This window comes from Phenylobacterium sp. LjRoot219 (assembly GCF_964252995.1).
In the GTDB taxonomy this organism is placed as follows: Bacteria; Pseudomonadota; Alphaproteobacteria; order Caulobacterales; family Caulobacteraceae; genus Phenylobacterium.
In genome coordinates this window covers 2,745,472-2,772,217 of record NZ_CAXUQI020000001.1, presented here as the reverse complement: position 1 = coordinate 2,772,217, position 26,746 = coordinate 2,745,472, and the positions used below count along the sequence as shown (strand labels likewise).

Sequence of the window (26,746 nt, the reverse complement as noted above, 5' to 3'; positions counted from 1 at the left end):
CGTCGGCGTCAGGCGGGCGTCGGGCCGAGTAGCGGTTGCAGGGCTTCGAACCGGGCGGCGATGGCGGCCAGTTCGATGAAGGCGCTGTCCCCTTCGCCGTCGAGCGCCGAGAGCGCCGGCCCGATCACGCCATCGGCCAGCCGCGAGCGTTCGGCGGTGTCGAACAGGGCGTTCCAGGTCGCCGGGTTGGGCCAGTCGGCCGTCGCGCAGCCCCGCTCCTGGCGGTAGCGCTCGAGCGCCGCGCCCCGCTCGCCCTTCGGCAGTTGCCCGAGAAGGGCGGAGAGGTCGAAGCTGGCCGGCCCGACGCCGGCGTGGCGCCAGGTGATGAGGCGGCCGACGCCGTCCGCACCGATCATGGCGGCTCCGTCTCCGCAATCGCCATGCAGCAGGCAGTCGGGGCCGCCGAAGGCCGCCAACTGGGCGCAGCGATCGGCCGCTTCGGCCTGCAGGCGCCGAACCGCGGCAAGCAGCGCGTCGCGCGTCTGCAGGCGGTGCGGGGTGAGCGCCAGGCGGTCCGGACGCAAGGCCTCCAGCGCCGCTATGGCGCCTTGCACGCTGGCGAGAAGGAAATGGCCGCCAAGACCGCGGGTCCAGTAGCAGTATTCATCGAGCAGCGGATGGCTGGCGGAGGCGCGGTGCAGCCGCGCGAGGCTGGCGAGGGCGAAGGCCAGACGATCCGGTTGCGGCGGCGCCGCCGTCACCGGAAGCAAGCTCCGATCGCGCACGCCCTGGTCGCCGGCGGCCTTGAGCGCGCCGTCGCTCAGGTCCTCGTAAACGTGCCACACGCAGGCGGCGTCCGGCTTGCCGACGACGGCGAGCAGCTCGGGCGCGAGGTCGGCGAGTTGCAGGGCTGGCAGCCAGCGCTCCAGGGCCAGCCGTTCGACGCGCGATTGCTCTGGCGTGAAGCGCTTGACGATGACCGACTGCGCTAGCTCGCCGGTGCGCCACACCTGGCGATGCAGACGTCCCGGCTTCACCGGGTGGTCCTCGATCAGTTGTGCGGCGCCCTCGGCGCTGCCGAGCCCGCGCCCGATCCGGGCCCGGACGTCGATCCAGGTGTGATCCAGCGCCGATATGCGGGGCGACCGCTGGAGCTTGACCCGCGCGTCGATCATGACGCGCTCGCCGCCGCCACCGGCGCCCCGGCGCCCATTCAGTCCCTCAGTTCGCCCAGCACCCAGCATCCCACCCTCCGTGGAGACCGCATCCAAGAATCGAATTTCCCCGTTATGTAATCGTCTGGCGTCGCCAGCGATCGGATCGCCCCCTGTTGGAGGTTAGTTGAGGGCGGTCACTGGATGGGATGCTTACACGGGTAAGTCGCATCGGATAGATCATAGATTAACGTGCAGTGCGTATTTCAATTTGTCGAAAACCTGTGGTCGATACACAACGTGGAGAAGCTAAGCCGTTCTGATATTATAGTTAAGCTTGATCGTTACGGTGAAGCTATTGTGCGGGGATTGTTGCGTGCGGCTTGCTGGAGGTCGCAAGAGCTTCATGCGCACTGAGCCCCCCGGGGCGAGCGGCGGTTTAGCTGCGGCGCGCGCGCTTGATCAGCGCTGGGGCGAGCGACAGCAGCGTCAGGCCGATTAGCGGCAGGACGATCTGCGGCGAGCGCAACGCCGCCACCAGCGACTGCTCCGATCCCAGCGAGGAGCCGAGGCCAGCCCCCAGGCCGGTGTAGATCAGCGCCGTCGGGACCCCGCCGGCGAGGGTGGCCAGCGCATAGGGGCGCAGCGGCACCGCGGCCAGGCCGGAGGCCACGTTGACCAGGGCGAACGGCGCCATCGGGAACAGCCGCAGCGTCAGGATGTAGCGGAAGGCGCTGCGGCCGAAGCCGGCGATCAGCAGCTGCAAGCGGACGTCGCGTTCGGCGAGCCGCACCAGCAGCGGCGCAAACGCGGAGCGGGCGGCGGCGTAGGTCAGGATCGCCCCACCGGTGCCGCCCAGCAGCACCGCGGGCGCGCCCGACCAGACGCCGAACACCGCGCCGCCGAGCAGGCTCAGCACCAGGGCCACCGGCAGGCAGGCGCCAGTCAGCACGGCGTAAGCGAGCACGAACAGGCCTAGCGACAGGACCGGCGAGGCCGCTGCGGCGGCGCGCAGTTGGTCCTGCTCGCGGCTCAGCAACTCGGGCGACAGGGTCTGGGCCAGGCCGGTCCAGTAGGCGGCGAGCGCGACGGCGAGCAGCGCCGCCACCAGTGCGAAACGCGCGACCACCGACCGCCAGCGGGACGCCGGCGGCTGCAGAGTCGTGGTGGCATCGGGCGCGCGCGGACTCATCGTTCCTTCTTACCAGAGACCGAGCCTTTCAAAGACCCGCGTTCGCAGCGTCCGGGCGGCGGCCGCAACATTGCGGAAAATTCACGCTTGCGCGCATGCGCTCCGGCCGCGCTTGGAGTATCTATCCTGCCCGTGGGAGTCGTGTTCGGGCCGGGAGGCGTCTGATGACGACATTGACGGAGATCGTGGCGACGGTGGTGGTGCAGTCCTCCGCCGCGGCCCTGGCTCATTTCGGCGTGACGCTCGAACCCGCGCCGATCGTGCAGCCCGCCCCGACGCCGGCGGCGATGCACGCGGCCGATCGGGTGATCATCCGCACGCCGCGCCCCGCCGAGAAGCTCGCCAGCTGTCCGAAGCCGAAGACCGCGCCGGCCGAGCTGCGCGTCTGATCTTCACGCGCCTGGCCGGCCGACACCGTCTCTCTGTCTTGGCAAGATGGCCCCGGCCTTGCGACCGGGGCCTTTAGCTACGCGTCACTGAACCGACGGGCGCGGGGGCTTCGGGCGCGCGTCCGTAGTCGGGCCCGCTTGGGCGCGGTGGGTCCATTGCTCGAGCAGGCGCCGCGCGGTCTCGCGTCCGCCGATGCCGAACGCCAGGGCCGCCGCGACGGCCGCGGCCCCCAGCACCAGGGCGAAAGCGATGATCACGATCTCGTCGGCGATGCCCATGAACCTCAGCCCCATGGCGCTGGCCAGGGCGATGGTCGACCAGCGCACCAGGTTCGAGGCGATGCCCTCCTGACCGCCGGTCGAACGGCGGGCCAGTCCGGCAAGGAAGTTGGCCAGCAGCACGCCGGCGAGGATGATCACGCCGCCGAACAGCACCTGGCCGGCCAGTTCCAGGATCTGCGCCAACATCACCGCGATGGCGCCGAAGGCCAGCAGCCGGGCCGCCTCGACGGCCGAGAACAGCATGATGGCGATGAACGCCAGCTGGGCGATGACCTTCGACGGAACCAGTCGCCGCGCGCGGACGCCGCCGCCGTCGCCGGACAGCTGCGCCTCGGCGAGCGTGGCGGGCGGGGGCTCGCCGGCCCCGATCGCCTCGAGGGCCCGATCGACGCCGAGCGACGGCAGGACCTGTTCGAGGATGCCGGACACCCAGCGGGCGATCACGAAGGCGATGCCGAGCACGATGGCCGCGGCCACCACGCGGGGGATGGCGTTCATGATGATCGTCAGCATCGCCACCGCCGGGTCGGAGATGGCGCGGATGTTCAGCTGCTGCAGCGCCGCGATGGCGACCGGGATCAGGATCAGCACGAACACCAGGGTGCCGACGGCGCGCGCCAGCCGCGACGCGCCGGTCACCTGCGACATGCCCGTCCGCTCGAGCACGCGATCGACATGCGCCACATTGAGCGCGGTCTCGACGACCCGCCTGGCGAGCGTGGCGACGACCAGGCCGACGAAGAAGATCAGCGCCGCGCCGACGATGTTCGGCACGTAGGCCAGCACGTTCGTCAGCAAGGCGTTCAGCGGCGTCACGACGCTGGTCATGCCGAGCAGCGTCAGCGCGCCGATCACCCCCAGCAGCAGCACCAGCCAGTAGCCCAGCTGGCCAAGCTGGTAGCCGGTCGACTTCTTCGGGTCCGCCGGCTGTTCGTGGTTCGCGCCCGGTAGTCGGTCGACCAGTTTCGCCAGGCCCCATTGCGCCGCCTTGGCCACGAAGTGCGCAACGATAAGAACCAGGATCGCGCCAAGAATTCGCGGCCCCCACTCCATCACCAGCCCTTGCAGCTGGCTTGTGTCCCAGTTCATCGTTCGTTCCTCTCAAAGGTGCATCTACTGCTCAACTCGTTGTGCAAAGGCCAAGTTGCGGTCCGTTGCGGCGGACGAGAATGATTCGCCCGGCTGTTTTCCTCGACCGCCTTCGCGGGTAATCCTTGTGCGAGGGTCGGGCGCGTTCGGGGGCGAGCGCGCGCGACACATCGGGAAGGCGCGCATGAAGATTACGAGACGGCCTCCGCCGCTGGATTTCGGAGCTTCCAACGACGACGGAAAGGCGCACGCCGCCCCGGAGGTCGCCGCCAAGGATCCGACGGCCGCCGTGCTGCAGGCGTCGAAGCCGGCGCTCGACGAGCCGGCCGCGGGCGACGGCAAGCCTGCCAAGGCTCAGCGCCGGCGCGTCGGCCGCGGCGCCGCCACGCCATCGGGCTTCGTCGTCTATCTGATCGCCTTCGCCGTCGCCGTGCTCTGGGCGCTCGGCCCGATCGCGTTCGCGGTCGGCTACCGCAGCGGCGTCGCCCCGCTGCAGCACGACCGTTTCGCCCTGATCGTCTTTTCCCTGCTGGCGCTCGGCCCCGCCGTGCTGGTGTTCGCCGTCGCCTGGTTCATCCGCCAGGGGCAGACCCTGGCCGCGGAGACCCAGCGCACCCGTGAGTTGGAGCAGACGCTGCTGTCGCCGGCGCTGCGCGCCGCCGTCGAAGCGGGCGAGGTGACCCGCGCGGTGCGCGAGGAGATCGTCGCCGCCGCGTCCGCCGCCGACGTCGCCCGCGAGAGCCTGAGCGCGCTGCGCCAGGTGTTGTCGGCGCAGACCGAGGGCCTGGTGCAGGCGACCCAGTCGTCGCTGAACGCCGCCCAGCAGTTGAGCGGCGAGCTCGGCCGCGAGCGCGGAGAGCTGCAGGCGCTCGCCCAGACCCTGGACTCCCAGGCCGCGCGCGCCGCCGAAGTCATCGGCCAGCAGGCGCAGAAGGCCGCGGCGGTGTCGCAAGCCGCCGAGACCCAACTGCTGCAGGCCGAGAGCGCCTTCGCCGCTCGGGCCGCCGGGCTGGCGCAGGCCGCCGACGAGGCCAGCGCTGTGGTCCGCACGGCCGGCGAAGACCTCGCCCGCCACAGCGCCCGGCTGGAGACCGCCGGCGCCGGCGTCGGCGAACAGGTCCGCGCCGTCGAGGGCGGGTTGGCCGAACAGCGCGCGGCGCTCGCCGCCCTGAGCCAGGCGCTGCGCGACGACCAGCAGACCTTCGCCGCCGACGTCGCCAGCCAGACCGACCGGCTCGACGTCGCGCTGATCGAGGTGCGGCGTACGGCCGGCGACATGAGCCATGACGCCGCCGAGGCGGCCGAGGCGCTGCGCCGTCTGGTCGCCGAGGCCGGCGTGCGGTTCAGCGAGCTGTCGACCGCCGCGCGCGCCGAGCGCGAAGCATTGGGCGAAACCGCCGCCGGGTCGCTCGACGCCGTCGCCCGCACCGTCGCCGCCCAGCGCGCCCAGCTCGAGGCCGACAACCGCCAGGCCCTGGAGGCGCTGGCCGGCGCGGCGGAAGAGACCCGCCAGGCCGCCGCCCGCCACGCCGCGGCCGCGCGCGAACAGGTCGATCAGCTTTCCGAGGCGGCCTTCGCCGCCGGCCAGAAGGCCAACCAGGTGTTCGAGGCCCGGCTCGAGGAGGCCCGCGCCCTGGTCGAGCAGTCGGCGAAGATGGTCGGCGACGCTGGCGCCGCGGCCGTGCGCAAGCTGGACGAGGGCGCCGCCGCCGCGCGCGCGACGCTCGATGAGCTCGGCGTGGTGATCGAGGCGCTGGAGGGGCGCGCCCGCACGCTGCCGGCGGACGCCCGGGCCCAGGTCGAGATGGTGCAGGCCCGCCTCGCCGAGGGGATGGACGCGTTGATGGCCCAGGCCAGACGCACCGCCGACGAGGCCCAGGCGATCGACGCGGCCTTCCAGGATCGCGTGCGGCGCAACTTTGACATGCTTAGCGAGGCCGTCCGGCTGATGGGCGCGGTGGCCGCCGCCCCGCCGGCCGCCCTGGCGGCGCAGCCGCCCGCTGCGAGCCCGCCGCCGGCCGACGCCTTCCCGCCGGCCTATGCGCCGCCGACCCTGCGGGCGGCTGCGCCGCCGCCCGAGGCCGCCGCGCCCGCCACGCCTACCGCCGAGCAGCCCGAGCCCCAGCCGGGGGCGGCCCTGGCCGAGCGGCTTGGCCTGCGGCCGCGGCTGAAGCTGACGCCGACCGCCAGCGACGCCGAGTTCTCCGCCATCTTCGACACTGCCGGCGGGTCCAAGGCCGCGCCGCCCGCGCAAGCTCCGGCGGCGCCCGCGGTCGAAGAGGAGGCCGACGAGGAAGAGCCGGCGGAGACCTGGACCTGGAAGGACCTGCTGGCTTCGCTGGGCGGCGGGGAGGCGGGCGAGGAGCCGGAGGAGGCGCTGCTGGCCGCCGAGCTGGTGAAGATGGGCGTCGAGCCGGAGAAGCTGCTGCCGCAAGGGCGGATCGACCAGATCGCCGCGACGATCCAGTCCGGCGACGTCGACGGCGCGCGGCAGGTGGTCAAGAAGCTCGCCGGCGCCGCCAGCCGGCGGATCGTGCGCCGGCTGTTCACCGACGAGGCGCTGAAGGCGCGGGCCAGCGGCTTCGTGCGCCGCTACCAGGCGCTGGTCGACGACGCCGCGGTGCGCGACCCCGAGGGCTTCCTGATGGCCGAGATCCTCGGCTCGGAGGCCGGGCGCATCTATTTGCTGCTTGACCAGGCCCTAGGCGACGCCGCCTGAGCGCGTCCAGGAGTTCGCAAGGGGCCGCCCCCTCACGCCGGTTGACCGCGCGGGTCGAACGCTGGCCGATCGCCGGCGCCTTCGTCATCGCCCGCGGCGCGAAGACCGAGGCCGTGGTGGTGGTCGTCGAACTGACTGAGGGGTCGCATCGCGGCCGCGGGGAGGCCGTGCCCTACGCCCGCTATGGCGAAACTGCCGACGGCGCGCTGGCGCAGATCGAGCTGGTGCGCACAGCGCTCGAGGCCGGCGCGGACCGCGCGGCGCTGCAGGCGCTGCTGCCGCCCGGCGCGGCGCGCAATGCGCTCGACTGCGCGCTCTGGGACCTGGAGGCCAAACAGGCCGGCGTGCGCGCCTGGACGCTGGCCGGCCGCGAGCGGCTCGACCCGGTGAAGACCTGCTACACCCTGAGCCTGGCTTCCGCAGACGAGATGGCCGAGGTCGCGCTGGCGCACGCGCGCTGGCCGCTGCTGAAGCTGAAGATCGGCGCCGCCGACCATCTCGACCGGGTGGCGGCGGTCCGCGCCGCGGCCCCGCGCACGCGGCTGGTGGTCGACGCCAACGAGGCGCTGACCTTCGACGAGCTGACGCGGCTGGCGCCGGAGTTCGCCAGGCTGGAGGTCAAGCTGCTCGAACAGCCGCTGCCGGCCGCCGAGGACGCGGCGCTGGAGGGCTACGCCAGCCCGGTGCCGCTGTGCGCCGACGAGAGCCTGCACACCCGCGCCGAACTGGCCGCCTGCGCCCGCCGTTACGCCGCGGTCAACATCAAGCTCGACAAGGCGGGCGGCCTGACCGAGGCGCTGGCGCTGAAGGCCGAGGCGCAAGCCCTGGGCCTGGAGATCATGGCCGGCTGCATGGTCGCGACCTCGCTGGCCATGGCCCCGGCGCTGCTGATCGCGCAGGGCGCGCGCTACGTCGACCTCGACGGGCCGCTGCTGCTGGCCCGCGACCGCGAGCCCAGGCTGCCGATCTCCGGCGCGCTGATCGAGCCGCCGCCGGCCGAGCTCTGGGGGTGAGCCCGGCGCCCCCTGTTCATGGCGGCGCTTGGATTTTGCTGGACCGGGACCATGTCTCCTGGAGGGACAGGACAGACCTCTGACGAGAAAGGAGCCGCCGCCCCTCATGGACGATGCTTCGCAACGCGCTCACCAGGCGTGGATTCACGCTGAGCGCATCCGCCGCCTGTCGGACCGGGTGGTGAGCCTGGGGCCGCTGGGCCTCGGCCTCGACGGCGTGCTGGCCTGGATCCCGGGCGCGAACGTGGCCTACGCGGTAGGGGCCGGCGGGCTGTTGCTCTATTGCGCGGTCCAGGCCGGCGCCGGACCGGCGACCCTGGCGCGGATGGGCATCTACCTCGCCGCCGACAGCGCGCTGTCGAGCGTGCCGGTCGCCGGCTGGGCGGTCGACACCTTCTTCCCCGGCCACCTCCTGGCCGCCAAGGCGCTGCAGCGCGACATCGAAAAGCGCCACGGCAAGCCGGCGCAGGATCTGCCGAAGGGCTGGGGCCGCTGGTCGCCGAGCTTCGGCCGCGGTCGCATGCGCAACGTGACGCCGGGCGCCTAGGCGTCTCCAACAACGAGCGAAGCCCCGGCAGCAGCCGGGGCTTCGGGGTTTGGTCAGGCCGCCTCGCGCCAGTGCGGGAGCAGTTCCTCGTGCGGCCAGGCCTTCGGCACCGGGGCCAGGGCCGGCCCGCCGGCGAGTTCGTCAGCGAACCCGTGATTGACGTCGCGATGGTGGACTTCATCGGCGCGGACCACCTCGACCACGTCGCGCAGACGGGCGTCGGCCGGCAGCTTCCAGTACTTCAGCGCGATGGCCGGGGCCGGCACGTTCTCCGAACGGCCTTCGTCGATCTCGGCCAGGTAGTGGGTGTAGCTGACGACAGCCTCTTCCTCGAAATAGCCGACGACGCGGTGGGCGGTCTTGGCGCTCAGCAGGTAGAGGCCGAAGAAGAACAGGTAGAAGACCCACTGCACGGCGACGACGACGAAGCGTTCCAGGACCGTTGGCTTGCAGACCTCGATGAAGGTCATCAGGTGCATGCGCTCGTTTTCCGCCTCGTCCATCAGCGTCTTGATCCAGCCGCGGTCGTCTTCCATGCGGCGGAGGCACTTCAGGTGGTTGAGGGTCGCGCCGACCATGCCCGGCACGGCGGCCACCGTCTCCAGCACCACGGCGCGGTGGCCATAGCGCTTGGCGAAGAAGGTGTCGGCGAAGAAGCGCAGCCCCTTCACGAACCCGAAGGCGACGCGGTCGGCGGCGGTGCGCGGTTGGTGGCGGGCGGTCAGGTCGATGGTCGGGGCGATCACGGCGGCGATCCTTGGTCAGTCGGGCGGACCCAGGTCCGCCCCGTCTGAGCGGATATGTAGGCCATGCCGCCCGGCCGCTGAATTCAGGCGCGGCCCTTACGTATCGCTACGGAAGACCTCCGGGCCTGGGCGCGCGGCCCAGGCCAAGGTCGGGTTCCCGACCTAAGTTAGTGTCATTTGTTATGGGACCGAGCTGGCGCCGAGCGCAGTTTTCTATCGCAAACTCTCGCGTCAGTTGAGCTGACGCGCGCTGACCCGGGGGGTAGAGGCGTGACTCATCTTGTTGCGGAACTCGAGTGGGAGCCCACCTCACGGTCGTCGAAGTTCGCGGGCGCGGGGGCGGACGACGCGCTGCTCGGCATGGTCGACGCCGAGGCGCCGGCTGACCTGGACGAGGGGCTGGCTCAGACCCGTCCGCTGCCGGCGGCGGCGAGCCTGGCGCTGGTGATTGGCCTGGGTCTGGCGTGTTGGGCGGCGATCGGCTTCGCCGTCGCGCTGCTGATTTTCTGAACGCCGGGTTTTTTACGGGACCAGGACGATGCGCCCGGCGCTGTCGCCTTGGGCCGCGTCGGCCATTGCCTGGGCGAACTGGTCGAGCCGATAGGTCTGGGCGATCACCGGGCGAATGACGCCCTCGGCCGCTAAGCTGAGCACCTTGAGGTGGTTGGCGTGCGCCAGTTCCGGCTCCGCCTGGGCGAGCCCGGAGAGGTTCACCCCGACCAAGCTGGCGGACTTCAGCAGCGGCAGGTTGGTCGGCAGGGCGGCGATGCCGCCGGGGAAGCCGACCACCAGGTGCCGGCCCTTCCAGCCGAGCCGGCGAAAGGCCTGTTCGGTGGCCGCGCCGCCGACCGGATCGAACACCACGTCGACGCCCTTGCCGCCGCAGGCCGCCTTCACCGCCTCGGCCCAGTCCGGGGCGCGGGCGTCGAGCGCGAGCGCGGCGCCGGCCGCGGTGGCTGCGGCGCGTTTGGCGGCGCTGGAGGCTGAGGCGATGACCCGGGCGCCGAGGTGCGCGCCGAGCTGGACGGCCGCCAGGCCGGTCGCGCCGCCGGCGCCGAGCACCAGCAGGGTCTCGCCGGGCTGGAGCGCGCCGCGGTCGACCAGCGCGTGCCAGGCCGTGGTGTAGCTGACCACCAGGACGGCGGCCTCTTCGAAGGACAGCCCCTCCGGCATCGGCCAGACGACCTCGGCCGGAGCGTTCACGACGTCGGCGTACATGCCGCACCAGCCGGTCGCGGCGACCTTCTGGCCGACCGCGACGCCTTCGACCGCCGCGCCGACCGCCTCGACGACGCCGGCGCATTCGCTGCCCGGGATGAAGGGCAGGGACGGCTTGGCCTGGTAGCGGCCCTGAGACACCAGTACGTCGACGAAGCTGACGCCGACAGCCTTCACGGCGATCCGCACCTGGTTCGGCCCGGGCGGACCGGGGTCGTGCGGGCGCAGCCGGTAGTTGTCGATGGGGCCGAGTTCGTCGCCGATCACCGCGCGCGGCATGATCCCCCTAGCCCTCGCGCCAGCCGACCGGGAAGACTGCCGGGTGGTCGCCGATGCGGGCCCCGTCCGGCACCGGATGGGCGCGCAGGTCGCCGGGCGGCGGGAAGGCCTTGCCCTTGGGTTCGTGATAGCGGAGCTCCGGCCCGCCCCACATGGTGGCGAAGGCCCGCCGGGGGCTGTCGTGCTGGTCGCGGCCGAACGCGCCGTGCAGCATGTTGCCCTGGAAGACCAGGGCGTCGCCGGGCTCCACGTCGAAGCTGAGGATGTCGAAGCTGTCGCGGTAGCGCGCGACGTCCGGCGCCAGCGGCAGGTTCGGATCGCCGAGATTTTCGTTGTTGTACTCGGCCCGCGCCTCGGCCTGGACCACCGGCGCCATGGCCTCGGCCTGAGTGCTGTAGACCACGTTCCAACGGTGCGAGCCGCGAACCATCTGCACGGTGATGTCGGCCGGCGAGGGATCGCAGGTCAGCCAGACCCGGCACATGTCCATCCCCCGCACCCTCAGGAACGGGGTGTCCTGGTGCCAGGGCGTCGGCAGGATCCGCCCCTTGGTCTTGTAGAAGATCTGCTCGAAGACCAGCTGGGCCGAGGCGGTTTGCATGACCCGGCCGGCGAGCTGCGCCATCAGGCCGCTGTCGATCAGGGCGCGCAGCGCCGGGCTGCGCTGGCTGGGCGAGGTCTCGACCAGGGTTTCGCCTTCGCCCTCGGGGCTGCGCACGATCGAGCTGCGCCGTCCGGGATCGGCGTAGGCCTGCTCGACGCCCTGTTCCAAGAGCCGCAGGTCGTCGGGCGCCAGGACGCCCTTCAACAGCACCGCGCCGTCGCGCTGGTAGGTGGCGATCTGCTCGTCGGTGACCGCAAGGCTTCTCTGCACGCGCCTACCTCCCAATGGTCGCGGACGCATCGTTCACCGGCGTCTCGCGCGTCGCCGTCACGCGCGCTTGTTGTCGGCGCGCGCCGCGGCTTAACATCGGAAAAACTGAATGATCTTGGCGGGCGAGGCAACGGCCCTGATCGCCGGACAATGGGAGGAGACGGCATGACGCAGGTCATGAAGGGCGTGCGCGTGCTCGAGGTCGCGCAGTTCATTTTCGCCCCGTCGGCCGGGGCGCTGCTCGCCGACTGGGGCGCCGACGTCATCAAGGTCGAGCACCCGGTCCACGCCGACGGCCAGCGCGGCTTCATCCGCTGGAGCGGCGTCACCTTCGACCCCGACCGCAATCCGCTGATCGAGGGGGCCAACCGCGGCAAGCGCAGCGTCGGGCTCGACATCTCCACCCCTGAGGGCCGCGAGATCCTTTACGACCTGGCCCGGTCGGCGGACGTCTTCCTGACCAACTATCTGCCGTCGGTGCGCGAGAAGCTCGGCATCGACCTGGCGCAGATCCGCGCGATCAACCCGAAGATCATCTACGCCCGCGCCAGCGCCTATGGCGACAAGGGGCCGGACCGCGACCGCTCAGGCTTCGACGGCACCGCCTTCTGGTCGCACAGCGGCATCGCCCAGGCGCTGACCCCCGAAGAGCTGGAGGCCCCGGTGACCCAGGGGATCGGCGGCTTCGGCGACCAGGTCGGCGGCATGAACATCGTCGGCGGGGTCGCTGCGGCGCTGTTCCACCGCGCCCAGACGGGCGAGGCGCTGGAGCTCGACGTCTCGCTGCTGTCGACCGCCTGGTGGGCGGCGGCGGCCTCGGTCAACGCCATCGCGCTGACCGGCCAGACCTTCCCCGCGCCGAGCCCGAAGACCGGCGGCGCGCCGGGCAATCCGTTCATGGGGCAGTTCAAAACCGCCGACGGCCGGCTGATCTCGCTGTTCATCATGCAGCCCGGGCCGTTCATCCGCGACACCTTCGAGCACCTCGGGATCGGCCATCTGGCCGACGACCCGCGCTTCGCCGACGCGCACGCGCTGATGGAGAACTGGGAGGCGGCGAACGCGGCCATGGTCGCGGCGTTCGCCGCGGAGTCGTTCGACTACTGGCGCGGCCGGCTGAAGACCATGAGCGGTCAGTGGGCGGCGGTGCAGAGCCTGCTGGACCTGGTCGGAGACGAGCAGGCGCTGGCCAACGACATGTTCTTCGAGGTCGAGCCGGTCGCCGGCGGCGCGCCGCTCAGGCTCGCCCGCGGCCCCGTGCAGTTCAATCACGCGCCGACCCAGAACACCCGCGGGCCCCAGGCCTTCGAACACACCGAGTCGGTGCTGCTCGACCTCGGCCTCGATTGGGACCGCATCGCCGCGCTGAAAGCCAAGGGGGCGATTCCGTAAGCCTCCTCTAAGCGGCGGCCGCCCTCAGCCCGCTTCCTCCACCGGCGCGAGGGCGCCGTGGCCGGCAGCGCTGCGTCGTTCGCGGCGGCGCGCCCACACCTCGGCCGCAATCACGAAGACGACCACCATCGCGATCTCGACCAGGATGGAGCCCAGGTCGAGATCGCGCGCGGTCGGCGACTTGAAGCTGACCGGCGTGACGAACAGGGTGATCAGCAGATTGTTGGCCAGGTGAACGCCGGTAGTCGCCTCGATTCCGCCGGTGCGCAGCGCGATCCAGGCCCAGCCTGCGCCCATGATCAGGCGGATGACGAAGGCGCTCAGGTCCGGGTCGAAATGCACCAGCGAGAAGATCAGGCCGTTGACGGCCAGGATGAGCGGCAGGCTCCGCGTGAACGCAGCGCTCAGCTGCAGAAGCACGCCGCGGAAGATGATTTCTTCGGCGAGGGCGGCGAGAAACAGGCAGCCGGCGGCGAGCCCAGCGTAGCCGAGGCGGGCGCCGAGGCTTTCGCCGCCGCGGAGCAGGGGCGGGGCGAGCTCTTCGGTGGAGAGCAGCGGCTGGATGGCGATCGCGACAGCCACCACGACGGCGCCAAAGACGGCGCCTCCCAGCAGCAGGTTCCAGCGAAACCGGGGCGCAGCCGTCAGAAACGACTGCGCATTGCGCCGATAGACCCAACAGGCGAGCGCCAGGACGGCCAGGGCGGCGGCGTAAGAGGCCAGGCCGGCCACCGAGAGCTCGTACCAATAGCTGAGCAAGGGGCGCGCCGCGCCTGTCGGGCTGACGGCGAGCTCGATCCCCTGGGCGATGCTGACGCCGTGCCGCCGGGCGAGCTGGGCCGCGGCGCAAGCGGTGACAATGAGGCCGACGACGAGCGCCGCCGCTAAGCTCGCCACGATCGCGGCGATCAGGAAAACCGCCAGGCGGGCGACGCTGCGCTCCTTCGCGCTGCTTAGCGCCAAGAACGCCGGCGGGCTGCGGAACCGCCCGAGCTTATCCAGGATCAGCTGTGCCATGCGGGGATCCTCGCCCGGAGGCGGTTAATGATCAGTCCCAAATCAGGGTTCGTCGCTTCCCGCGAGCGGCTCTTCTCGTGCCAGTTCGAGACGGCCCCGATCGCGGCCGCTCAGGAACTGCGCTCTTGACTCCGATCATTCATGATATCATGAATGTTCATAGACGAGTGAATGGAAGCAGCTGATGGACTACGTCGATTTCCAGCCGCCGCCGCAGTTCCCCTTCGTCGTGATGGAGGGAAGGCTTGCTGGCGGCCCCCCCGTGAACGTGCTGCTCGACAGCGGGGCTGTGACGCCGTTCAAGCTGATGGTCGCCCCGAGGGCGGCGGCGGCGGCTGGGATCCAAGCGCCTACTGAAGCTGACGCCTCAGGTCAGGGCGTCTCCGGGGCCAAGAGCGGGGTCACCACTGCCGAGCTGAAGAGCTTCAGTCTAGGCCCGGTCGTCATGAAAGACGTGAAGGTCGGCATTTTCCCGGCTCTGGAGCAGATCAGCGCGAAGGTCGGAACGCGCGTCGACGTGCTGGTCGGGGCCGAGTTCTTGAAGGGACGGCTGGTGGAGATCGACTACGGCCGTAAGCGCGTGAACTTTGCTGCCGCCGAGCCGATCGGAAAGGCCATGCCGGCCACGCTCGCGGCCAATCGACCGCTGATGCTGGTCAAGGTCCAGGTGAACGGACAGGGGCCCTTCATCATGGGGCTCGACACGGGGGCCAGCCACACTCTGCTCTCCACCGCCGCCGCGGAGCGGCTCAAACTAAAGTCCGACGAAGCCGGCCTCGCTGGCGGCGCCGGCGGCGACTTGGCCGTCACCACCTCCCGGGGCGCGGTGACGTTCGGGCCGCATCGTCGGGACGTGACGCTCCTCGTCTCGAGCGCGGTCGACAAGATCGGCCAGGCCGCTGGATCGCCTCTCGACGGCATCCTGGGCGCGGACGTATTCGGCTCCGGCAAGTTGACGCTCGACTATGAGGCGGCGCGGGTATGGACGGAGGCTGGGAAGCCAGGGGCGTGAGCAAGGACGGCGTATTCATCGTCGATACGCCCGAGCGGATGAAGGCGTTGGCCGATCCGCTGCGCCAGCGGCTGCTCGCCGCTTTTGCGCAGCAGCCCGGCACGGTGAAGCAGGTTTCCACCCGGTTGGGGGAGCCTATAACCAAGCTCTACCGCCATGTGGACCAGCTCGTTGCCGCCGGTTTCCTGCGGGTGACCGGGGAGCAGCGTCGCCGCGGCGCCGTGGAACGCTCCTTCGAAGCCGTCGGCAGCCGCTATGTCGTGGCTCCGGCGGCCGAGGAAGACCGTGTCTTGAAGGGCGACACCATGGTCCGCGGCGCCCTCGAGCAAGTTCTGGCCAGCGCCCGCAAGGCCGAGGATCCGGACGGAAGGCTGCATCTGATGCGTGCTCGTGTGCGCCTCACTTCAAAGGCTCTCCGCCACCTCGAGGACAGGCTGCGCGAGCTCTTGGTGGAGAACGTGAGTGATGACGGCGATGAGACCGAGGTTCTGCTGCTCTTCGCGCGAACGGAGCCGGACGATTGAAGCCGCCTGAGGAGTGACAAGCGGGCTGCTTAGCCGGCTTGGCGGGCCAGCAGGGCGGCGGTCAGCAGCGGCATGCCGGCGAGAATGGCGACGTTCGCCAACACCACGAGCCAACCGAGCAGCGGACGCCGCTTCCTGAAGGCCGCGATGGCGGCTTCGCTCATCACGCCGGTGATCGGGCCGAAGACGATCCACGGGGCGATCCGCAGGGCGCCGAGCGAGAGGCGGCGGCCGTTGAATGCGGGCGAGCGGCGCGAGACGATCGACCTGAGACGCTGCAGCATAAGCCACTCCTGCGTCGCATTGTGGGACCGGCCCATGCGCGCGTGGCCAAGCCTGCAGGAACTGCGCCACAAGGTTGACGGGGGGTTAACAGCGAAGCGTGGCCGCCGGGCTGCCTTGTCTGCGGCCGCTCATCGCCGCTCGAGCCTGGTCGATCACTGCTGGCCCGGCGCCGCTGGACCGCGTCGGACGGCGATCAGCGATTTGGTGAGACCGAGCAGCTTCTCGTTCCGATGCTCGGCGTCCGGAAACAGGAACCCGAACTGCTTGCGGCCGAGCAGGCGGAACTCCTGGACCGTGGTCATCGCCTGACCGAGGGTCTCGCACTTCTGGATGAAGCCGTAGCCGCGCTTCAGCAGCGCCGCGGCGCGGGCCTCCTCGGAGCGCCAGTGGAAGAAGGGCGTCGAGAAATGCGGCTCGATCGGGAAGCCGTAGTAGGGCGTCTGGACATAGTAGGTGTCCGCCAGCCGGCGCACTTCCTTGGCGAACGCCTCCATCTTCGGCCAGTCGCCGACGTGTTCGATGACCGAGTTGGAATGGACGAGATCAAAGGACCGGTCCGGCGCGTCGACCTGGCAGGCGTCGCCCGTGACGACCGTGATCATCGGATCCGGCGAGCGCATCGGCTCCTGGTTGAGGATCGTGATCCTGACCCGGTGCTGCGCCAGGAACTCGCGGTCGTAGCTTTGCGCCCAGTAATAATCGCTGCCGCCGAGGTCGAGGATCGAGACCGGACGGCCCCCCGCGCGGGCGGCGATGTCCTCGATCAGCCGGCACACGATGGCGGCGCGTCGCCGGCGAAGCCGGGCCGCGACGGTGCGCGGATTCTCGTAGGTCTGCTGCGAGCGGATGTATCTGGCCGCCGCGCCTAGAACCGACACCAAGACGCGAACTCCCCCAACTCAACCGTCGCGGCCAAATCGTCGAACGCGACGCACCCTTGCCGACCTAACGCAATCCGCCGGGCTCGGGGAGTCCTGGCGGCGTAGATTCGATGCTGCTGCCAGTAAAGATTGAATGGCGTGCGGGGCGGCTCTCGCAATGGTTGCGGATATATGTCCGCTGCTGTGAAGTCACCCGGCGCTTATCCAACCGTCCGTTGGTGTTTACGCCTTCTATACCATGTGTTGAGCGCTCGATAATGCGCGTTGAAAATACATGAGTTCTTCGGGGTGGGATTGACCTGACGTCCGGCGGGATTGGCTGGGAGTGCAGGCGAATATCGCGAAATACAACCCCATGGTTGTAGTTCATTACTTTCCATCATTGCGCGTGAAAGCTACTTGTATTTGTAGGCTTTCAGTAATCGATGATACGATATTGTGAGTGTGTCTAGGGGCGAGTGGTGGGGCGAGCGGCGGACGCTGCCGCCCCGCGGAGGGGATTGTGGAGCGAACCAAGCGCCGTTCAGCGGCGGTCGCGACGGCGAAGATCGCCGCGAGCGACGTTTCTCCCGCTCGGCGAGGTCTTGGCGACGACGCCATGCCGCCCCTCGTCCGGCCCGCCAGCACGCCGGCGGTGCGGCTGCGCATCATCCACGTCACCCGCCAGTTCTGGCCCTCGGTCGGCGGGCTGGAGAACATGGTCGAGAGCCTCGCCAAGGCGCAGGCGGACGCCGGTCACCAGGTGACCGTCGTCACGCTCAACCGGGTGTTCGGCCATCCCGAGATCCTGCCGAGCCAGGACGCGCTCGGTCGGGTCGACATCGTCCGCATTCCGTTTGTCGGCTCGCGTCGCTACCCGATCGCCCCGGCGGTGCTCTCCGCCCTCCGCGGCGCGGACGTCGTCCACGTGCACGCTGTCGACTTCCTATTCGACTACCTCTGGCTCACCCGGCGGATGCACCGCGCCAAGCTGGTGGTGACCACCCACGGCGGCTTCTTCCATACGAGCTTCGCCCGGCGTCTGAAGGCGCTCTATTTCCAGCAGGTGACGCGCCGGGCGCTCGGCGCCTACGCCCATGTCGTCGCGACGAGCGAGAACGATCTCCAGACCTTTTCGGCGATCCGCCCGCACGACATCAGCTTCATCGCCAACGGGGTCGATGTCTCGAAGTTCGCCGGGCTGGCCCGGTCCCCGGGCGCCAAGCGGCTGATCTATTTCGGTCGGCTCGCGCCGCACAAGGGGCTAAGCCGCGCCCTGCTGTTCTTCGCGGCGCTGGTCGCCCGCGATCCGGAGTGGCGCCTGACGCTGGCCGGCCGCCCGTTCGACCTCGACGTCGAGGCGGTGCGCGCCGCAGCGCGCGCGCTCGGGCTGGAGGACCGCGTCGAGGTGGTCGACACGCCGCCCGACGGGGAGCTCGCAGAGCTGATCGCCGGCGCCTCGGCCTTCATCAGCGCCTCGGAATACGAAGGCTTCGGCATCGCCGCGCTCGAGGCCCTGTCCGCCGGCCTATTGCCGGTGCTCAGCGATATCGCCGCCCATCGCGACACGGTCGGCCGGACCGGCCTCGGCCTGTTGCTGGACTTCGCGGACCCGGTCGCCGACGCCGACGCCTTTCTCGACAGCTGGGAAGCCTGGCGCAACCGCCCGCCCGGCGCGCTCCGTCTGCAGGCGGCGCTATCGGGCTACGCCTGGGATGCGGCCGCCGAGGCCTATGAGCGGATCTATCGCACCCCGGCGCCTTCCCGGCGGCTGCTCGGTCTGGAGATCCAGGCGCGCTACACCGCCGAGGCGGTGGCGGCGCTGGACGCGGGCCTCGACGAGGGCAAAAGCCGGCGGGTGGCATTCGTCAACGCCCACCTCGCCAACCTCTGCCATACGCGGCCCGACCTGGCGCAGGTGCTCGGCGGGTTCGACCTGCTGCCGGATGGCATCGGCATCGATTTCGCCAGCTGGCTGCTGCTGGGGCGGTCATTCCCCCAGAACCTGAACGGCACCGACTTCGTGCCCGCCTACCTCAGCCGGACCCGTCGCCGGCTGCGGATCTTCCTGCTCGGCGCGACCGAGGGCTGCATACGGCGCACCGCCGAGGTCTTCGCCGAACGCTGGCCGCAGCATGAAGTGGTGGGAACGCACCACGGCTACTTCGCCGATCGGGCGGAGGTCGACGCCCTGGTGCGCGCGGCCCACGCCGACCTGATCCTCGTCGGGATGGGCAACCCGCGGCAGGAGTTCTGGCTGGACGGGTATACGCAGGCGCGGCCGTTCGTCGGCATCGGCGTCGGCGCTCTGTTCGACTTCCTGAGCGGCGAGGTCTCGCGGGCGCCGGCCTGGATGCGGCGGCTGCGCTGCGAGTGGCTGTTCCGGCTGTATAAGGAGCCGGGCCGCCTCTGGCGTCGCTATCTGCTGGGCAATGTGCTGTTCCTGATCCGGGCCGCCCGCCTGGCCGTGAGTCCGAAGACGGCCTAGTCCGACCCATGCCGCGTTCCCGACCAATGCGCATCCTGATGGCCTGCGCCGCCTTTCCGCCGTACGGCCGCGGCGGCGGCCCGGCGGGCTCGGAGCTGCTGGCTGAGACCCTGGCTGCGCGCGGCCATGAGGTGCAGGTGGTCAGCGTCGGCGACAAGGCGGAAGCCTATGTGCGCGACGACGGCGTGGTGGTGGAGTTCGTCCCGCCGCTGAACATCTACCGCAACTACTACGAGCCGCATCCGCCGCTGGCCAAGCTGGTGTGGCACGCGCTCGAGAACTTCAACCCGCGCGCCTTTTTCGCGATGCGTCGCCAGATCGCCCGTCACCGCCCGGATCTGGTGATGACGGTGAGCACCGAGAACATCAACGTCGCCACCTGGGCGGCCGCGGCGAGCGCGCGCCGGCCGATCGTGCACGTGACCCAGAGCTATTTCCTGCTCTGCTGGCGCGGCGCGCTGTTCCGCAAGGGCGCCAATTGCGGGCCCAAGCGCTGCGTCGACTGCCGCGCCGCCTCGTTCGGCAAGGCTATGCTTTCCCAGCTGGTCGACGGACTGGTCGGCGAGACGCGCTTCGTGGTCGAGCGGCATCGTCAAGCCGGGCTCTTCCGCAAGGCTCAGGCCCGGGTGATCCCGGGAGCCGTCCGCAAGGCGCGCAGCCTCCCGGCGCCCTCCGCCTCGGCGAAGCTGCGGGTCGGCTATCTGGGCGTGCACACGCCGATCAAGGGGCTGGAGACCCTGGCCGCCGCGGCCCAGGCGCTGCCGCGCGACCTGGAGATTGAATTCCTGATCGCCGGGGACGGCGAGGCCGATTACGCGGCGCAGCTCAGGGCGGCCTTTGCGGGGACCAGCCACCGTTTCCTCGGCTGGATCGACCCCGCCGATCTGTTCGCCCAGGTCGACGTCGTGGTCGTGCCCTCGATCTGGTTTGAACCCTACGGGCGCGCCAGCGTCGAAGGCCTCGCGTTTGGCGTGCCGGCGATCGTCGCCCGCTCGGGCGGACTGCCGGAGAACCTGGAAGACGGCGTTTCCGGCCTCGTCTTCGAGCCTGGCGATGCGGCGATGCTGGCCGCGCAGCTTGAGCGCCTGGCGACCGACCGGGCGTTGCTCGGACGCCTGCGCGACGGCGCGCTCGACCTCGCCGACCGCTACAGCGAGGCGCGCACCGGCGCCGAACTCGAAGCCTTTCTGACCGAGGTGGTCGAGGGGCATCGGACGAAATCGCCGCAGCGCTGGAGCGGCAGGCGCAAGCCTGCGCTGCTCGCCTCCTAGGCCCGCAAGATGATGCCGGATCTGAGCGTCGGAACGTTGGGGCAGGGGGCCGCGCGCCGCCTGGGACGCTTGATCCGCGGCGAGGACGGCGCGCGTCACGCTCTGACGCTGCCGTCGCGCGTTCCTCATGCCGACGATCCGAGCCCGAGCCGGGACGCCGCCGCGATCGGCGTCTGGCAGTGGTTGGCGCTGGGCCTGCTCGCCGCGACCGTGCTGTTCAATCCGGCGCTCGCCGTAGTGAACGCCAACGTCGCCGGTCTCAGCGGAGGGATCGTCGCGGCGATCCAGGCCGGGCTGGTGGCCACGGCCTTCGCGGTCGGGCTCGCCAATGCCGAGCGCGCGCCGGTGCGCTGGCTGATCCTTGCCGCCGCCCTGGTGGCGAGCAACATCGCGCTTGGCCTCGCGCGGGACGCCTTCAATCCGAAGTACCTGGGCGATGTGCTGACCATCCCGGCCTTCCTGTGCCTCGGCGCCCGGCTGCGCCGGCAGGAGCTCGTCCGGCTGCTCGTCGGCCTGCAGGTGCTGATCGCGGTCGTCGGCGTGTGGGAGTTGCTGGCCCCCGAGGCCTACGCCTTCGTCCTCGACCCGCGCAGCTACTACATCAACACCCGCGGCTTTGCGGACGAGAACTTCTGGGCCGGCGGGTCGCTGTTCGTCAGCGCCGTCCGGGGCGAAGGCCGCTTCCTGCTGCCCTGGACCGGCTTCCATCGCGGCTCGTCGATCTTCCTCGAGCCGGTGTCGCTCGGCAATTGGACGACGATGGCGACCGTGCTGCTGGCCGCCTTCTGGCGCGACATGCGGCCGGTCTCCCGGCTGGTGCTGATCGTCTGCAACCTAATCAGCCTCTGCGTCTGCGACGGCCGCCTGGCGCTGGTCACCAACCTGATCCTCATCGCGGCCTTGCCGCTGCTGCGCCTGGCGCCGTCGCGCCTGGCGGCGCTCGCACCCGTCGCCTTCGGCCTGAGCGTGCTTATGCTGGCGCAGTTCGGCTTCCTGGACAGCGGCAGCGACGACTTCGCCGGCCGCCTTCGCTACAGCCTGGGCGTGCTGCAGCAGACGACGCTGGCGGGGGTGCTTGGGTTGGAGCCGGTCGAATGGGTCGACGCCGGTTACAGTTACCTGATCCAGACCCAGTCGGCCCTGGTGGCGCTCGGGCTCTGGCTGGTGCTGATGCTGAGCGATTTCGGGGAGGACGCGGCGGGCCGGCGGCTGAAGTTCGGCGCGGCCATCGCCATCACCCTCTGTCTTTCCGTGAGCTTTTCGATCTTCTCGGTTAAGGTCTCCGGCCTGCTCTGGGCGGCCTTCGGGTGCCTGTGGAGCCGGTCGGGGGCCTTGGGGGATCTTCAGTTGGTGCTACGTCCGCAGCAAGCGACGAGTCCGGCGCGCGCGCCTGCTCCGCTGGCCGGCGCTGGCCGTCTGGTCGCCCCCGTGCGCCGGCTTGGCGATGGAGGGGCGTCATGAGCCGCAAGCTGGCGCGGTTCTCGCAATGGCTGCGCTCGCGCGCGGCGGAGCCGGAGGCGTCGTCGCCTGTCCAGGTGCTGACCGCCGCTGCGGCCTATGTCCCGCCGGCGTCGCCGCAGCTCCCGCCGGAGCTGGCGCCGGCTGAGCCGGTGCGCGGCCCCGATCGGCGGTCCCTGGCGCTGAGCGTCTTCGATCCGGTGCATCCGGTGAAGCACCGTGGAGAGCTGTGCGGCCGCGACGCGGAACTGGAGATGCTTTCCACCGCGGTGCTCGAGCAGGGCAAGCACGCGATCATCTACGGCGCCCGCGGCTCGGGAAAGACCTCGCTGGTGCAGGTGTTCGGCGCGCAGGCCGACGAGGCCGGCGCCGTGGTCGTCTATCTGGCGGCCGAGGCCGGGGTCGGCTTCGGCGAACTGCTGGCCGCCTACATGCGGTTCATCCCGGAGACCGCCCTGACCCTCGAGGGCCGCGCCAATCTGGCGGCCCGCGCCGAGGAGCTAAAGCGGGCGGTCCGCAGCCAGGAGATGGTCGAACTGCTGCAGGCCGGCCTGGTCCGGCAGCTGGTCCTGGTGCTGGACGAGTTCGACCGCGTCACCGACCGTCAGCTGCAGGTCGAGCTGGCGACCTTCATGAAGCTCGTCGCCGACACCCGCGCGCCGGTGCAGTTCGTGATCGTCGGCATCGCCCGCAGCGTCGACGAGATCATCGTCCATCACCCTTCGCTGCGGCGCCACCTGGTGGCGACGCCCGTGCGCCGGCTCTCCGACGAGGGTTTGCGCCGGCTCGTCGAGCAGGGCGCCGAACAGTGCGGGCTGGCGTTTTCGCCCGCCGCCGTCGACCTGATCGCCCGCGTCGCTTCGGGCTCGCCCTATCACGCCCGCCTCTTCGCCTTGGAGGCGGCGCTGGGGGCGCTGAAGGCGGAGGCCGAGGTCGTCGGCGCCGCCGATGTGCGCGACGGATTGGCCAAGGCGATCGAAGACTGGTCGCGGCTCAACGTCCAGGAGAGCGCCTTCTTCGCGCCCCTGGCGCGGCTGCGGCCGGAGCTGCGGTCGAGCCTCGTCGAGGTGGCCCAGGCCGCCGCACTGGCGGGCGAGCTGGCGGCGGACGCGCCGGACGCGTCGGCGCCGACCGCGTCGCAGGCGGATTCTGAACTTGGGCTGCTGGACGAAGTGCGGGAACGCCTCAGCGCCGACAGTCTGGCGCCGCAGTTCCTGCTGGCGATGCTGGAGCTCGCCGCGCCAGCCGCGCCGCCGCAGGAGTTGGCGGCCGCGCCGGCCGAGGCCGAGCCCGTCGGATCCCAACCGCAGCCGCCTGAAGCCGACGCCTCGACGGCCGAGGCGCCGATCGCCCCGGTCGGTCGCGGGCTGAACCTCGCCGGCTACGCCCAGCCCGCCCGCAAGGCCAGCCGCCGCGAGGGCGTGTCCTGATGTTCCTGCCGGACCTCCTGATGGCGCTGCGGGCGCGGTGGCGTGAGGAGCTCGCCGCGTTCTGCGTCGTGCTCGCCGTCATCGGCGCCTGGACCCTGCAAACCCCGCGCAGTTACGTGGCGACGACGACCTTGCTGGTGAGCCGCGACCCGACCGTGATCGGCGAGGGGCCCCGCGACCCGGTCGACATGGGCCAGGTGCTGTCCACCGAAGCGCAGATCCTGAAGAGCGAGCAGGTCCTGCGCGCGGCGATCGCCGAGGCCCGTCTCAGCGAGCTCCCCGAGTTCTCCGGCGGCGCGGGGGGCGGCGCGCGGTCCGAGGCGCTGACCGCTCGGGCGGTCCGCGAGGGCCTGAGCGTCGATGCGGACCGCAGCAGCCAGGTCCTGACGCTGGCCTTCGCCTCTCGCGACCCGGAGGTGGCGGCGCGCACGGCCAACGCCATCGCCCGGGCCTATGTCGAGATGCAGATCCGGCTGCAGGTGGATCCCGCCAAGAGCACCAGCCGGTGGTTCGAGGAGGAGACGCGCGAGGAACGCCTCAATATGGAGCGCGCTCAGGCGGCGCTGGCCGAGTTCCAGCGCGCCAACGGCTTCACCGACGCTGGCGCGATGGACGGCGAGACGAGCCGGCTCCGGGAGCTTTCGGCGCAATTGGCGCAGGCCGAGGCGAACTCCGCCGACGTCGGGTCGCGCGCCGGCGTGGAGGCGGCCTCGGCCGCCGAGGTCCAGTCGACGCCGGTGATCCAGCAGCTGCGCACCGCCATCGCCGAGCAGTCCCGCAAGATCGCCGACCTCTCCACCCATTACGGCCCGCGCCACCCGGACCTGGTCGCGGCGCAGTCGGAAATGGACACCTTGAGGACCCGGCTGGCGGAAGAGACGCGCCAGGCGCAGCGCTCGCTCGCCGTGTCGAAGAAGGGCGCTGAGCGGCGCGTCGCCGAGCTCGAGCGGCTGACCGAGGTGCAGCGGCAGAAGATGATCGGCATGGCCGACGCCCGCAATCAGCTGCAGATGCTGCAGCGTGACGCCGAGTCCGCCCGACGGGCCTATGACCAGGTCACCGAGCGGCTGAGGAACGCCGAGCTGCAGGCGCAGCTGCCCCGCACCAGCGTGCGCCAGCTGGATCCGGCGCGGCCGCCGCTCAAGGCCAGCCGCCCGAACCGCGGGCTTCGCGCCTTCCTGGGCCTGGTGCTGGGCGCGCTCGCCGCCGCCGGCTGGGGCGTGTTCCGCGAATGGCGCAGCCCGCGGGTGCGCACGGCCGCCGGGGTCCAGGCCGCGGGCGCCGACGGCCCGGTGTTCGAACTGCCGCTCGCAGGCTCCGAGATTACGGCTCTCCTGAGGGACGCGTCATGAGGCTGCAGGGCTCAACCGCGCGGACCACGCGCAGCGACGCCGCGCGCGGCCGTAACGCCGAAGCGCGCCGTCGGATCGGCGAGATCCTGCTCGCCATGGGCGCGATCACCCGCGAGCAGTTCACCCGGATCATGGCCGAGCAGGAGCGCACCGGCGAACTGTTCGGCGAGGCGGCGCAGAGGCTCGGCCTGGTCACCACCAGCACCCTGGCGCGGGCGGTCGAGAACCAGCAGGACTTCACCGTGTTGCGGCGGGGAGATCCTGGCGTCGACCCGTTGGTGGTCGCCGCCTACGCGCCGCAGGATCCGCTGGCCGAGCGGGTGCGCGAGCTGCGTGGCGTGCTGACGGCGAGCATCACCGGACCGGCGGAGGTGCGCAGCATCGGCGTCCTCGGGCTCGACGCCGAGGTCGCGACGGCGGTGCTCTGCGCCAACCTCGGCGTCGCCTTCGCCCAGGCGGGCTATCGCACCCTGCTGATCGACAGCAATCTCGACGCGCCGGTGCAGAACGGCCTGTTCCGGCTGCACAACCGGTTCGGGTTGACCACCCTGCTGTCGAGCGGCGGCGCGCACCAGGACGTCGTGCAGGCCAGCGCGATCCGGAACCTCTGGCTGCAGACCACCGGGCCGGCGGTGCCGAACGGCAGCGAACTGCTGGACGGCGGGCGGCTGGCGGCCCGGTTGCAGGCGTTGTTCGACCTGTTCGACGTGGTGCTGGTCGACGCCAGCGCCGGCGACGCCAAGGCGTTCGCCGCCTGCGACGGGCTCGACGGCGGCCTGGTGGTGACCCGCAAGGACGTCACGCGCCTGGCCGAGGTGCGGGCGGCCTGCGCCTGGCTCGGCAGCCGCGGCGCGAGCCTCCTCGGGACGGTCGTGACCAGCTGACCGGTCAGACCGGGGCGGTTCGCAGCCGCCTCGCCGAGAGGATGACGCCCATGGCGGTGACGACGACGGCTTCGGCCACGCCGGTCCAGGCGAAGGCGTAGAGATCGCCGCTCAGGGCGACGAGGTACTTGACGCCCCAGAAGCTCACCGCGATCGCCGCCCGCAGCGCCGAGTAGATCCGCTCCTGGCCGCACAGCGGCGGGATGACGTTGTGCAGCCCGCCGGCCGCAGAGATGACCGCCGGCAGGGCGAGGATCGCCAGCAGGCCGGCGTGCTCGGCGAACTCTGGCCGATAGAGCCCCATGATCTCGCGGCGCCAGATCCACGCCGCCGCGGCTAGCGTCAGCAGCAGCGGGAACAGCGTGCGGGAGAGCTGCCGCGACAGCCGGGCGATCGCCTCGCGCTGACCTTGAGCCCAGGCCAGCGGGATCTGCGAGGCGGCGGTGATCGAGGCCCCGTAGGGGATCATCCAGAACAGCTGGGTCGTGCGCTGGGCCGCGTAGAAGGCCCCGAGCATGACGGGATCGACGGCGGCGAGCGCGCCGAGGATCAGCACGTCGACCTGCACCCCGGCCTGGGCGACCAGATTGATCAGGAAGAAGGCGCCGCCGCCCGAGCTCGGGCGGCCGTCCGCGTCCGCTGTCGTGTCCGTTTCTCCGGGCCGGCGCCAGAGCCCTTTGGCGAAGGCGGCGCCCAGCACCACGCTGAGCAGCAGGCCGGCGAGATAGAGCCCGCTGGCGCCCAGCGCCGTGGCGCGACCTGCGCCCGCCCACAGCAGGGCCAGGCCGAGCACCGGAAACAGTTTCCAGAGCACCTCGCGATTGAACACCGCGCGCTGGACGGCGCCGGCGCCGCGCTGCACCGCGAACATCATCTCGGCGGCGCCGTTGGCGGCCACGAGCAGCCCGGCCATGGCGATCAGCCACAGCGAGCCGGAGTTGAGGGCGTGCGCGGCGTAGGCGCAGGCGCCGAGTGCGGCGAGCAAGGCGCCGAGGCTCGCGACCCGTCCGGCGTGGACCATCAGCCGGCGGTGCGCGCCGGTGCGCGCGTCCAGCGCTACCGGCAGGTCGCGCAGCAGCAGCGTGTCCTGCCCAAGCGTGGCGACGGCGCTGAACAGGCCGGAGGCGGCGACCAGCAGGGCGAAGTCGGCGAAGTCGGCGAGGCTCAGGGTCCGCGCCGCCAGGGTGAGCATCGCATAGCCGAGCGCGGCCCCCAGCAGGCGCATGCCGAGCGCGACCAGCTGCTCGCGGCCGGCCCGGTCGGCCAGCCGTGATCGCAGCCGGGCCAGACGCCCGCCGGTCGCGACCAGCGTCAGCGGATCGCTCGACACG

24 protein-coding genes are annotated in these 26,746 nt (G+C 71.1%); 14 read left to right on the top strand and 10 right to left on the bottom strand.

Translation table 11 applies throughout. The annotated features are described in order from the left end of the window. Positions 1–8 precede the first annotated feature (8 nt). Together ACSQ14_RS13580 and ACSQ14_RS13575 are read right to left on the bottom strand one after the other, a co-directional pair. Positions 9–1,115 carry a phosphotransferase gene (locus ACSQ14_RS13580; RefSeq protein WP_436013606.1) on the bottom strand — a complete coding sequence of 369 codons (1,107 nt, stop codon included), beginning with the start codon at positions 1,113–1,115 and terminating at the stop codon, positions 9–11. A 418-nt stretch (positions 1,116–1,533) separates the two neighbouring features. After that, entirely contained in the window at positions 1,534–2,286 is a 753-nt protein-coding gene (locus tag ACSQ14_RS13575; RefSeq protein WP_436013604.1) for a TVP38/TMEM64 family protein, read from the bottom strand. A 164-nt stretch (positions 2,287–2,450) separates the two neighbouring features. Here ACSQ14_RS13575 and ACSQ14_RS13570 point away from each other — a divergent pair, with 164 nt between their 5' ends. Beyond that, on the top strand, positions 2,451–2,675 hold the full coding sequence (locus ACSQ14_RS13570) for a hypothetical protein (RefSeq protein WP_436013602.1): 225 nt from the start codon (positions 2,451–2,453) through the stop codon (positions 2,673–2,675). 84 nt (positions 2,676–2,759) lie between these two features. On the opposite strand, the gene ACSQ14_RS13565 is transcribed toward ACSQ14_RS13570, so the two are convergent. After that, complete coding sequence (locus ACSQ14_RS13565) at positions 2,760–4,046, bottom strand: mechanosensitive ion channel (RefSeq protein ID WP_436013600.1); 1,287 nt, start codon at positions 4,044–4,046, stop codon at positions 2,760–2,762. A gap of 184 nt (positions 4,047–4,230) precedes the next feature. Here ACSQ14_RS13565 and ACSQ14_RS13560 point away from each other — a divergent pair, with 184 nt between their 5' ends. The 3 genes from ACSQ14_RS13560 to ACSQ14_RS13550 all read left to right on the top strand — a co-directional run bounded on the left by ACSQ14_RS13560 (position 4,231) and on the right by ACSQ14_RS13550 (position 8,325). Continuing rightward, positions 4,231–6,765 (top strand): polar localization protein TipN, encoded by a 2,535-nt coding sequence (locus ACSQ14_RS13560; RefSeq protein WP_436013598.1) that lies wholly within the window; start codon positions 4,231–4,233, stop codon positions 6,763–6,765. A gap of 41 nt (positions 6,766–6,806) precedes the next feature. Then, positions 6,807–7,778, top strand: a complete 972-nt coding sequence (gene dgcA, locus ACSQ14_RS13555) for an N-acetyl-D-Glu racemase DgcA (RefSeq protein WP_436013596.1) — start codon at positions 6,807–6,809, stop codon at positions 7,776–7,778. Between the two features lie 106 nt (positions 7,779–7,884). After that, on the top strand, positions 7,885–8,325 hold the full coding sequence (locus tag ACSQ14_RS13550) for a DUF4112 domain-containing protein (RefSeq protein ID WP_436013594.1): 441 nt from the start codon (positions 7,885–7,887) through the stop codon (positions 8,323–8,325). Between the two features lie 53 nt (positions 8,326–8,378). Here the strand turns inward: ACSQ14_RS13550 and ACSQ14_RS13545 are convergent, their stop codons facing one another. Beyond that, positions 8,379–9,071: an alternative oxidase gene (locus ACSQ14_RS13545; RefSeq protein ID WP_436013592.1), complete on the bottom strand. Its 693-nt coding sequence runs from the start codon at positions 9,069–9,071 to the stop codon at positions 8,379–8,381. 270 nt (positions 9,072–9,341) lie between these two features. Between ACSQ14_RS13545 and ACSQ14_RS13540 the strand changes: the two genes are divergently transcribed. After that, entirely contained in the window at positions 9,342–9,581 is a 240-nt protein-coding gene (locus tag ACSQ14_RS13540; RefSeq protein WP_436013590.1) for a hypothetical protein, read from the top strand. Positions 9,582–9,593: 12 nt separating this feature from the next. Here ACSQ14_RS13540 and ACSQ14_RS13535 read toward each other — a convergent pair whose 3' ends face one another. Both ACSQ14_RS13535 and ACSQ14_RS13530 read right to left on the bottom strand, forming a co-directional pair. Continuing rightward, positions 9,594–10,568 (bottom strand): NADPH:quinone oxidoreductase family protein, encoded by a 975-nt coding sequence (locus ACSQ14_RS13535; RefSeq protein WP_436013588.1) that lies wholly within the window; start codon positions 10,566–10,568, stop codon positions 9,594–9,596. A gap of 7 nt (positions 10,569–10,575) precedes the next feature. Beyond that, positions 10,576–11,442, bottom strand: a complete 867-nt coding sequence (locus ACSQ14_RS13530) for a phytanoyl-CoA dioxygenase family protein (RefSeq protein ID WP_436013586.1) — start codon at positions 11,440–11,442, stop codon at positions 10,576–10,578. A 165-nt stretch (positions 11,443–11,607) separates the two neighbouring features. Between ACSQ14_RS13530 and ACSQ14_RS13525 the strand changes: the two genes are divergently transcribed. After that, positions 11,608–12,834, top strand: a complete 1,227-nt coding sequence (locus ACSQ14_RS13525) for a CaiB/BaiF CoA transferase family protein (RefSeq protein ID WP_436013584.1) — start codon at positions 11,608–11,610, stop codon at positions 12,832–12,834. A gap of 24 nt (positions 12,835–12,858) precedes the next feature. Here ACSQ14_RS13525 and ACSQ14_RS13520 read toward each other — a convergent pair whose 3' ends face one another. Beyond that, entirely contained in the window at positions 12,859–13,851 is a 993-nt protein-coding gene (locus ACSQ14_RS13520; RefSeq protein WP_436013582.1) for a CPBP family intramembrane glutamic endopeptidase, read from the bottom strand. A 184-nt stretch (positions 13,852–14,035) separates the two neighbouring features. Between ACSQ14_RS13520 and ACSQ14_RS13515 the strand changes: the two genes are divergently transcribed. Further along, positions 14,036–14,863, top strand: a complete 828-nt coding sequence (locus ACSQ14_RS13515; protein WP_436013580.1) for an aspartyl protease family protein — start codon at positions 14,036–14,038, stop codon at positions 14,861–14,863. Continuing rightward, positions 14,860–15,387, top strand: coding sequence for a helix-turn-helix domain-containing protein (locus ACSQ14_RS13510; protein WP_436013578.1), 528 nt, complete (start codon positions 14,860–14,862; stop codon positions 15,385–15,387). Before ACSQ14_RS13515 ends, ACSQ14_RS13510 begins: the two co-directional genes overlap by 4 nt. A gap of 29 nt (positions 15,388–15,416) precedes the next feature. On the opposite strand, the gene ACSQ14_RS13505 is transcribed toward ACSQ14_RS13510, so the two are convergent. Beyond that, a complete protein-coding gene (locus ACSQ14_RS13505) occupies positions 15,417–15,671 on the bottom strand; it encodes a hypothetical protein (protein WP_436013576.1) in 255 nt (84 codons plus the stop codon). Positions 15,672–15,824: 153 nt separating this feature from the next. After that, a complete protein-coding gene (locus tag ACSQ14_RS13500) occupies positions 15,825–16,550 on the bottom strand; it encodes a methyltransferase domain-containing protein (protein ID WP_436013574.1) in 726 nt (241 codons plus the stop codon). 601 nt (positions 16,551–17,151) lie between these two features. Between ACSQ14_RS13500 and ACSQ14_RS13495 the strand changes: the two genes are divergently transcribed. Genes ACSQ14_RS13495 through ACSQ14_RS13470 form a run of 6 tightly spaced genes read left to right on the top strand, consistent with a single transcriptional unit; the run spans position 17,152 to position 25,415 of the window. After that, positions 17,152–19,020: a WecB/TagA/CpsF family glycosyltransferase gene (locus ACSQ14_RS13495; RefSeq protein WP_436013572.1), complete on the top strand. Its 1,869-nt coding sequence runs from the start codon at positions 17,152–17,154 to the stop codon at positions 19,018–19,020. 8 nt (positions 19,021–19,028) lie between these two features. After that, a complete protein-coding gene (locus ACSQ14_RS13490; RefSeq protein WP_436013570.1) occupies positions 19,029–20,291 on the top strand; it encodes a glycosyltransferase in 1,263 nt (420 codons plus the stop codon). 9 nt (positions 20,292–20,300) lie between these two features. Further along, the gene (locus tag ACSQ14_RS13485) at positions 20,301–21,752 is read left to right on the top strand and encodes a hypothetical protein (protein ID WP_436013568.1); all 1,452 of its coding nucleotides are present in this window, start codon (positions 20,301–20,303) and stop codon (positions 21,750–21,752) included. Beyond that, positions 21,749–23,179: an AAA family ATPase gene (locus ACSQ14_RS13480; RefSeq protein ID WP_436013566.1), complete on the top strand. Its 1,431-nt coding sequence runs from the start codon at positions 21,749–21,751 to the stop codon at positions 23,177–23,179. The genes ACSQ14_RS13485 and ACSQ14_RS13480 overlap by 4 nt, the downstream gene beginning before the upstream one ends. Beyond that, positions 23,179–24,531: a GNVR domain-containing protein gene (locus ACSQ14_RS13475; protein WP_436013564.1), complete on the top strand. Its 1,353-nt coding sequence runs from the start codon at positions 23,179–23,181 to the stop codon at positions 24,529–24,531. The genes ACSQ14_RS13480 and ACSQ14_RS13475 overlap by 1 nt, the downstream gene beginning before the upstream one ends. Continuing rightward, complete coding sequence (locus ACSQ14_RS13470; protein WP_436013562.1) at positions 24,528–25,415, top strand: hypothetical protein; 888 nt, start codon at positions 24,528–24,530, stop codon at positions 25,413–25,415. The genes ACSQ14_RS13475 and ACSQ14_RS13470 overlap by 4 nt, the downstream gene beginning before the upstream one ends. Positions 25,416–25,419: 4 nt before the next feature. Here ACSQ14_RS13470 and ACSQ14_RS13465 read toward each other — a convergent pair whose 3' ends face one another. Beyond that, complete coding sequence (locus ACSQ14_RS13465; protein ID WP_436013560.1) at positions 25,420–26,745, bottom strand: lipopolysaccharide biosynthesis protein; 1,326 nt, start codon at positions 26,743–26,745, stop codon at positions 25,420–25,422. Position 26,746: the final 1 nt, after the last annotated feature.

Excerpts from the sequence above, each read along its gene's own strand:
- ACSQ14_RS13485 (WP_436013568.1), top strand. The coding sequence starts at position 20,301 with ATGATGCCGGATCTGAGCGTCGGAACGTTGGGGCAGGGGGCCGCGCGC.
- ACSQ14_RS13495 (WP_436013572.1), top strand. The coding sequence starts at position 17,152 with ATGCCGCCCCTCGTCCGGCCCGCCAGCACGCCGGCGGTGCGGCTGCGC.
- ACSQ14_RS13570 (WP_436013602.1), top strand. The coding sequence starts at position 2,451 with ATGACGACATTGACGGAGATCGTGGCGACGGTGGTGGTGCAGTCCTCC.
- ACSQ14_RS13480 (WP_436013566.1), top strand. The coding sequence starts at position 21,749 with ATGAGCCGCAAGCTGGCGCGGTTCTCGCAATGGCTGCGCTCGCGCGCG.
- ACSQ14_RS13515 (WP_436013580.1), top strand. The coding sequence starts at position 14,036 with ATGGACTACGTCGATTTCCAGCCGCCGCCGCAGTTCCCCTTCGTCGTG.
- ACSQ14_RS13550 (WP_436013594.1), top strand. The coding sequence starts at position 7,885 with ATGGACGATGCTTCGCAACGCGCTCACCAGGCGTGGATTCACGCTGAG.
- ACSQ14_RS13470 (WP_436013562.1), top strand. The coding sequence starts at position 24,528 with ATGAGGCTGCAGGGCTCAACCGCGCGGACCACGCGCAGCGACGCCGCG.
- ACSQ14_RS13560 (WP_436013598.1), top strand. The coding sequence starts at position 4,231 with ATGAAGATTACGAGACGGCCTCCGCCGCTGGATTTCGGAGCTTCCAAC.
- ACSQ14_RS13490 (WP_436013570.1), top strand. The coding sequence starts at position 19,029 with ATGCCGCGTTCCCGACCAATGCGCATCCTGATGGCCTGCGCCGCCTTT.
- ACSQ14_RS13580 (WP_436013606.1), bottom strand. The coding sequence starts at position 1,115 with ATGATCGACGCGCGGGTCAAGCTCCAGCGGTCGCCCCGCATATCGGCG.
- ACSQ14_RS13525 (WP_436013584.1), top strand. The coding sequence starts at position 11,608 with ATGACGCAGGTCATGAAGGGCGTGCGCGTGCTCGAGGTCGCGCAGTTC.
- ACSQ14_RS13535 (WP_436013588.1), bottom strand. The coding sequence starts at position 10,568 with ATGCCGCGCGCGGTGATCGGCGACGAACTCGGCCCCATCGACAACTAC.
- ACSQ14_RS13505 (WP_436013576.1), bottom strand. The coding sequence starts at position 15,671 with ATGCTGCAGCGTCTCAGGTCGATCGTCTCGCGCCGCTCGCCCGCATTC.
- ACSQ14_RS13520 (WP_436013582.1), bottom strand. The coding sequence starts at position 13,851 with ATGGCACAGCTGATCCTGGATAAGCTCGGGCGGTTCCGCAGCCCGCCG.
- ACSQ14_RS13565 (WP_436013600.1), bottom strand. The coding sequence starts at position 4,046 with ATGAACTGGGACACAAGCCAGCTGCAAGGGCTGGTGATGGAGTGGGGG.
- ACSQ14_RS13475 (WP_436013564.1), top strand. The coding sequence starts at position 23,179 with ATGTTCCTGCCGGACCTCCTGATGGCGCTGCGGGCGCGGTGGCGTGAG.
- ACSQ14_RS13575 (WP_436013604.1), bottom strand. The coding sequence starts at position 2,286 with ATGAGTCCGCGCGCGCCCGATGCCACCACGACTCTGCAGCCGCCGGCG.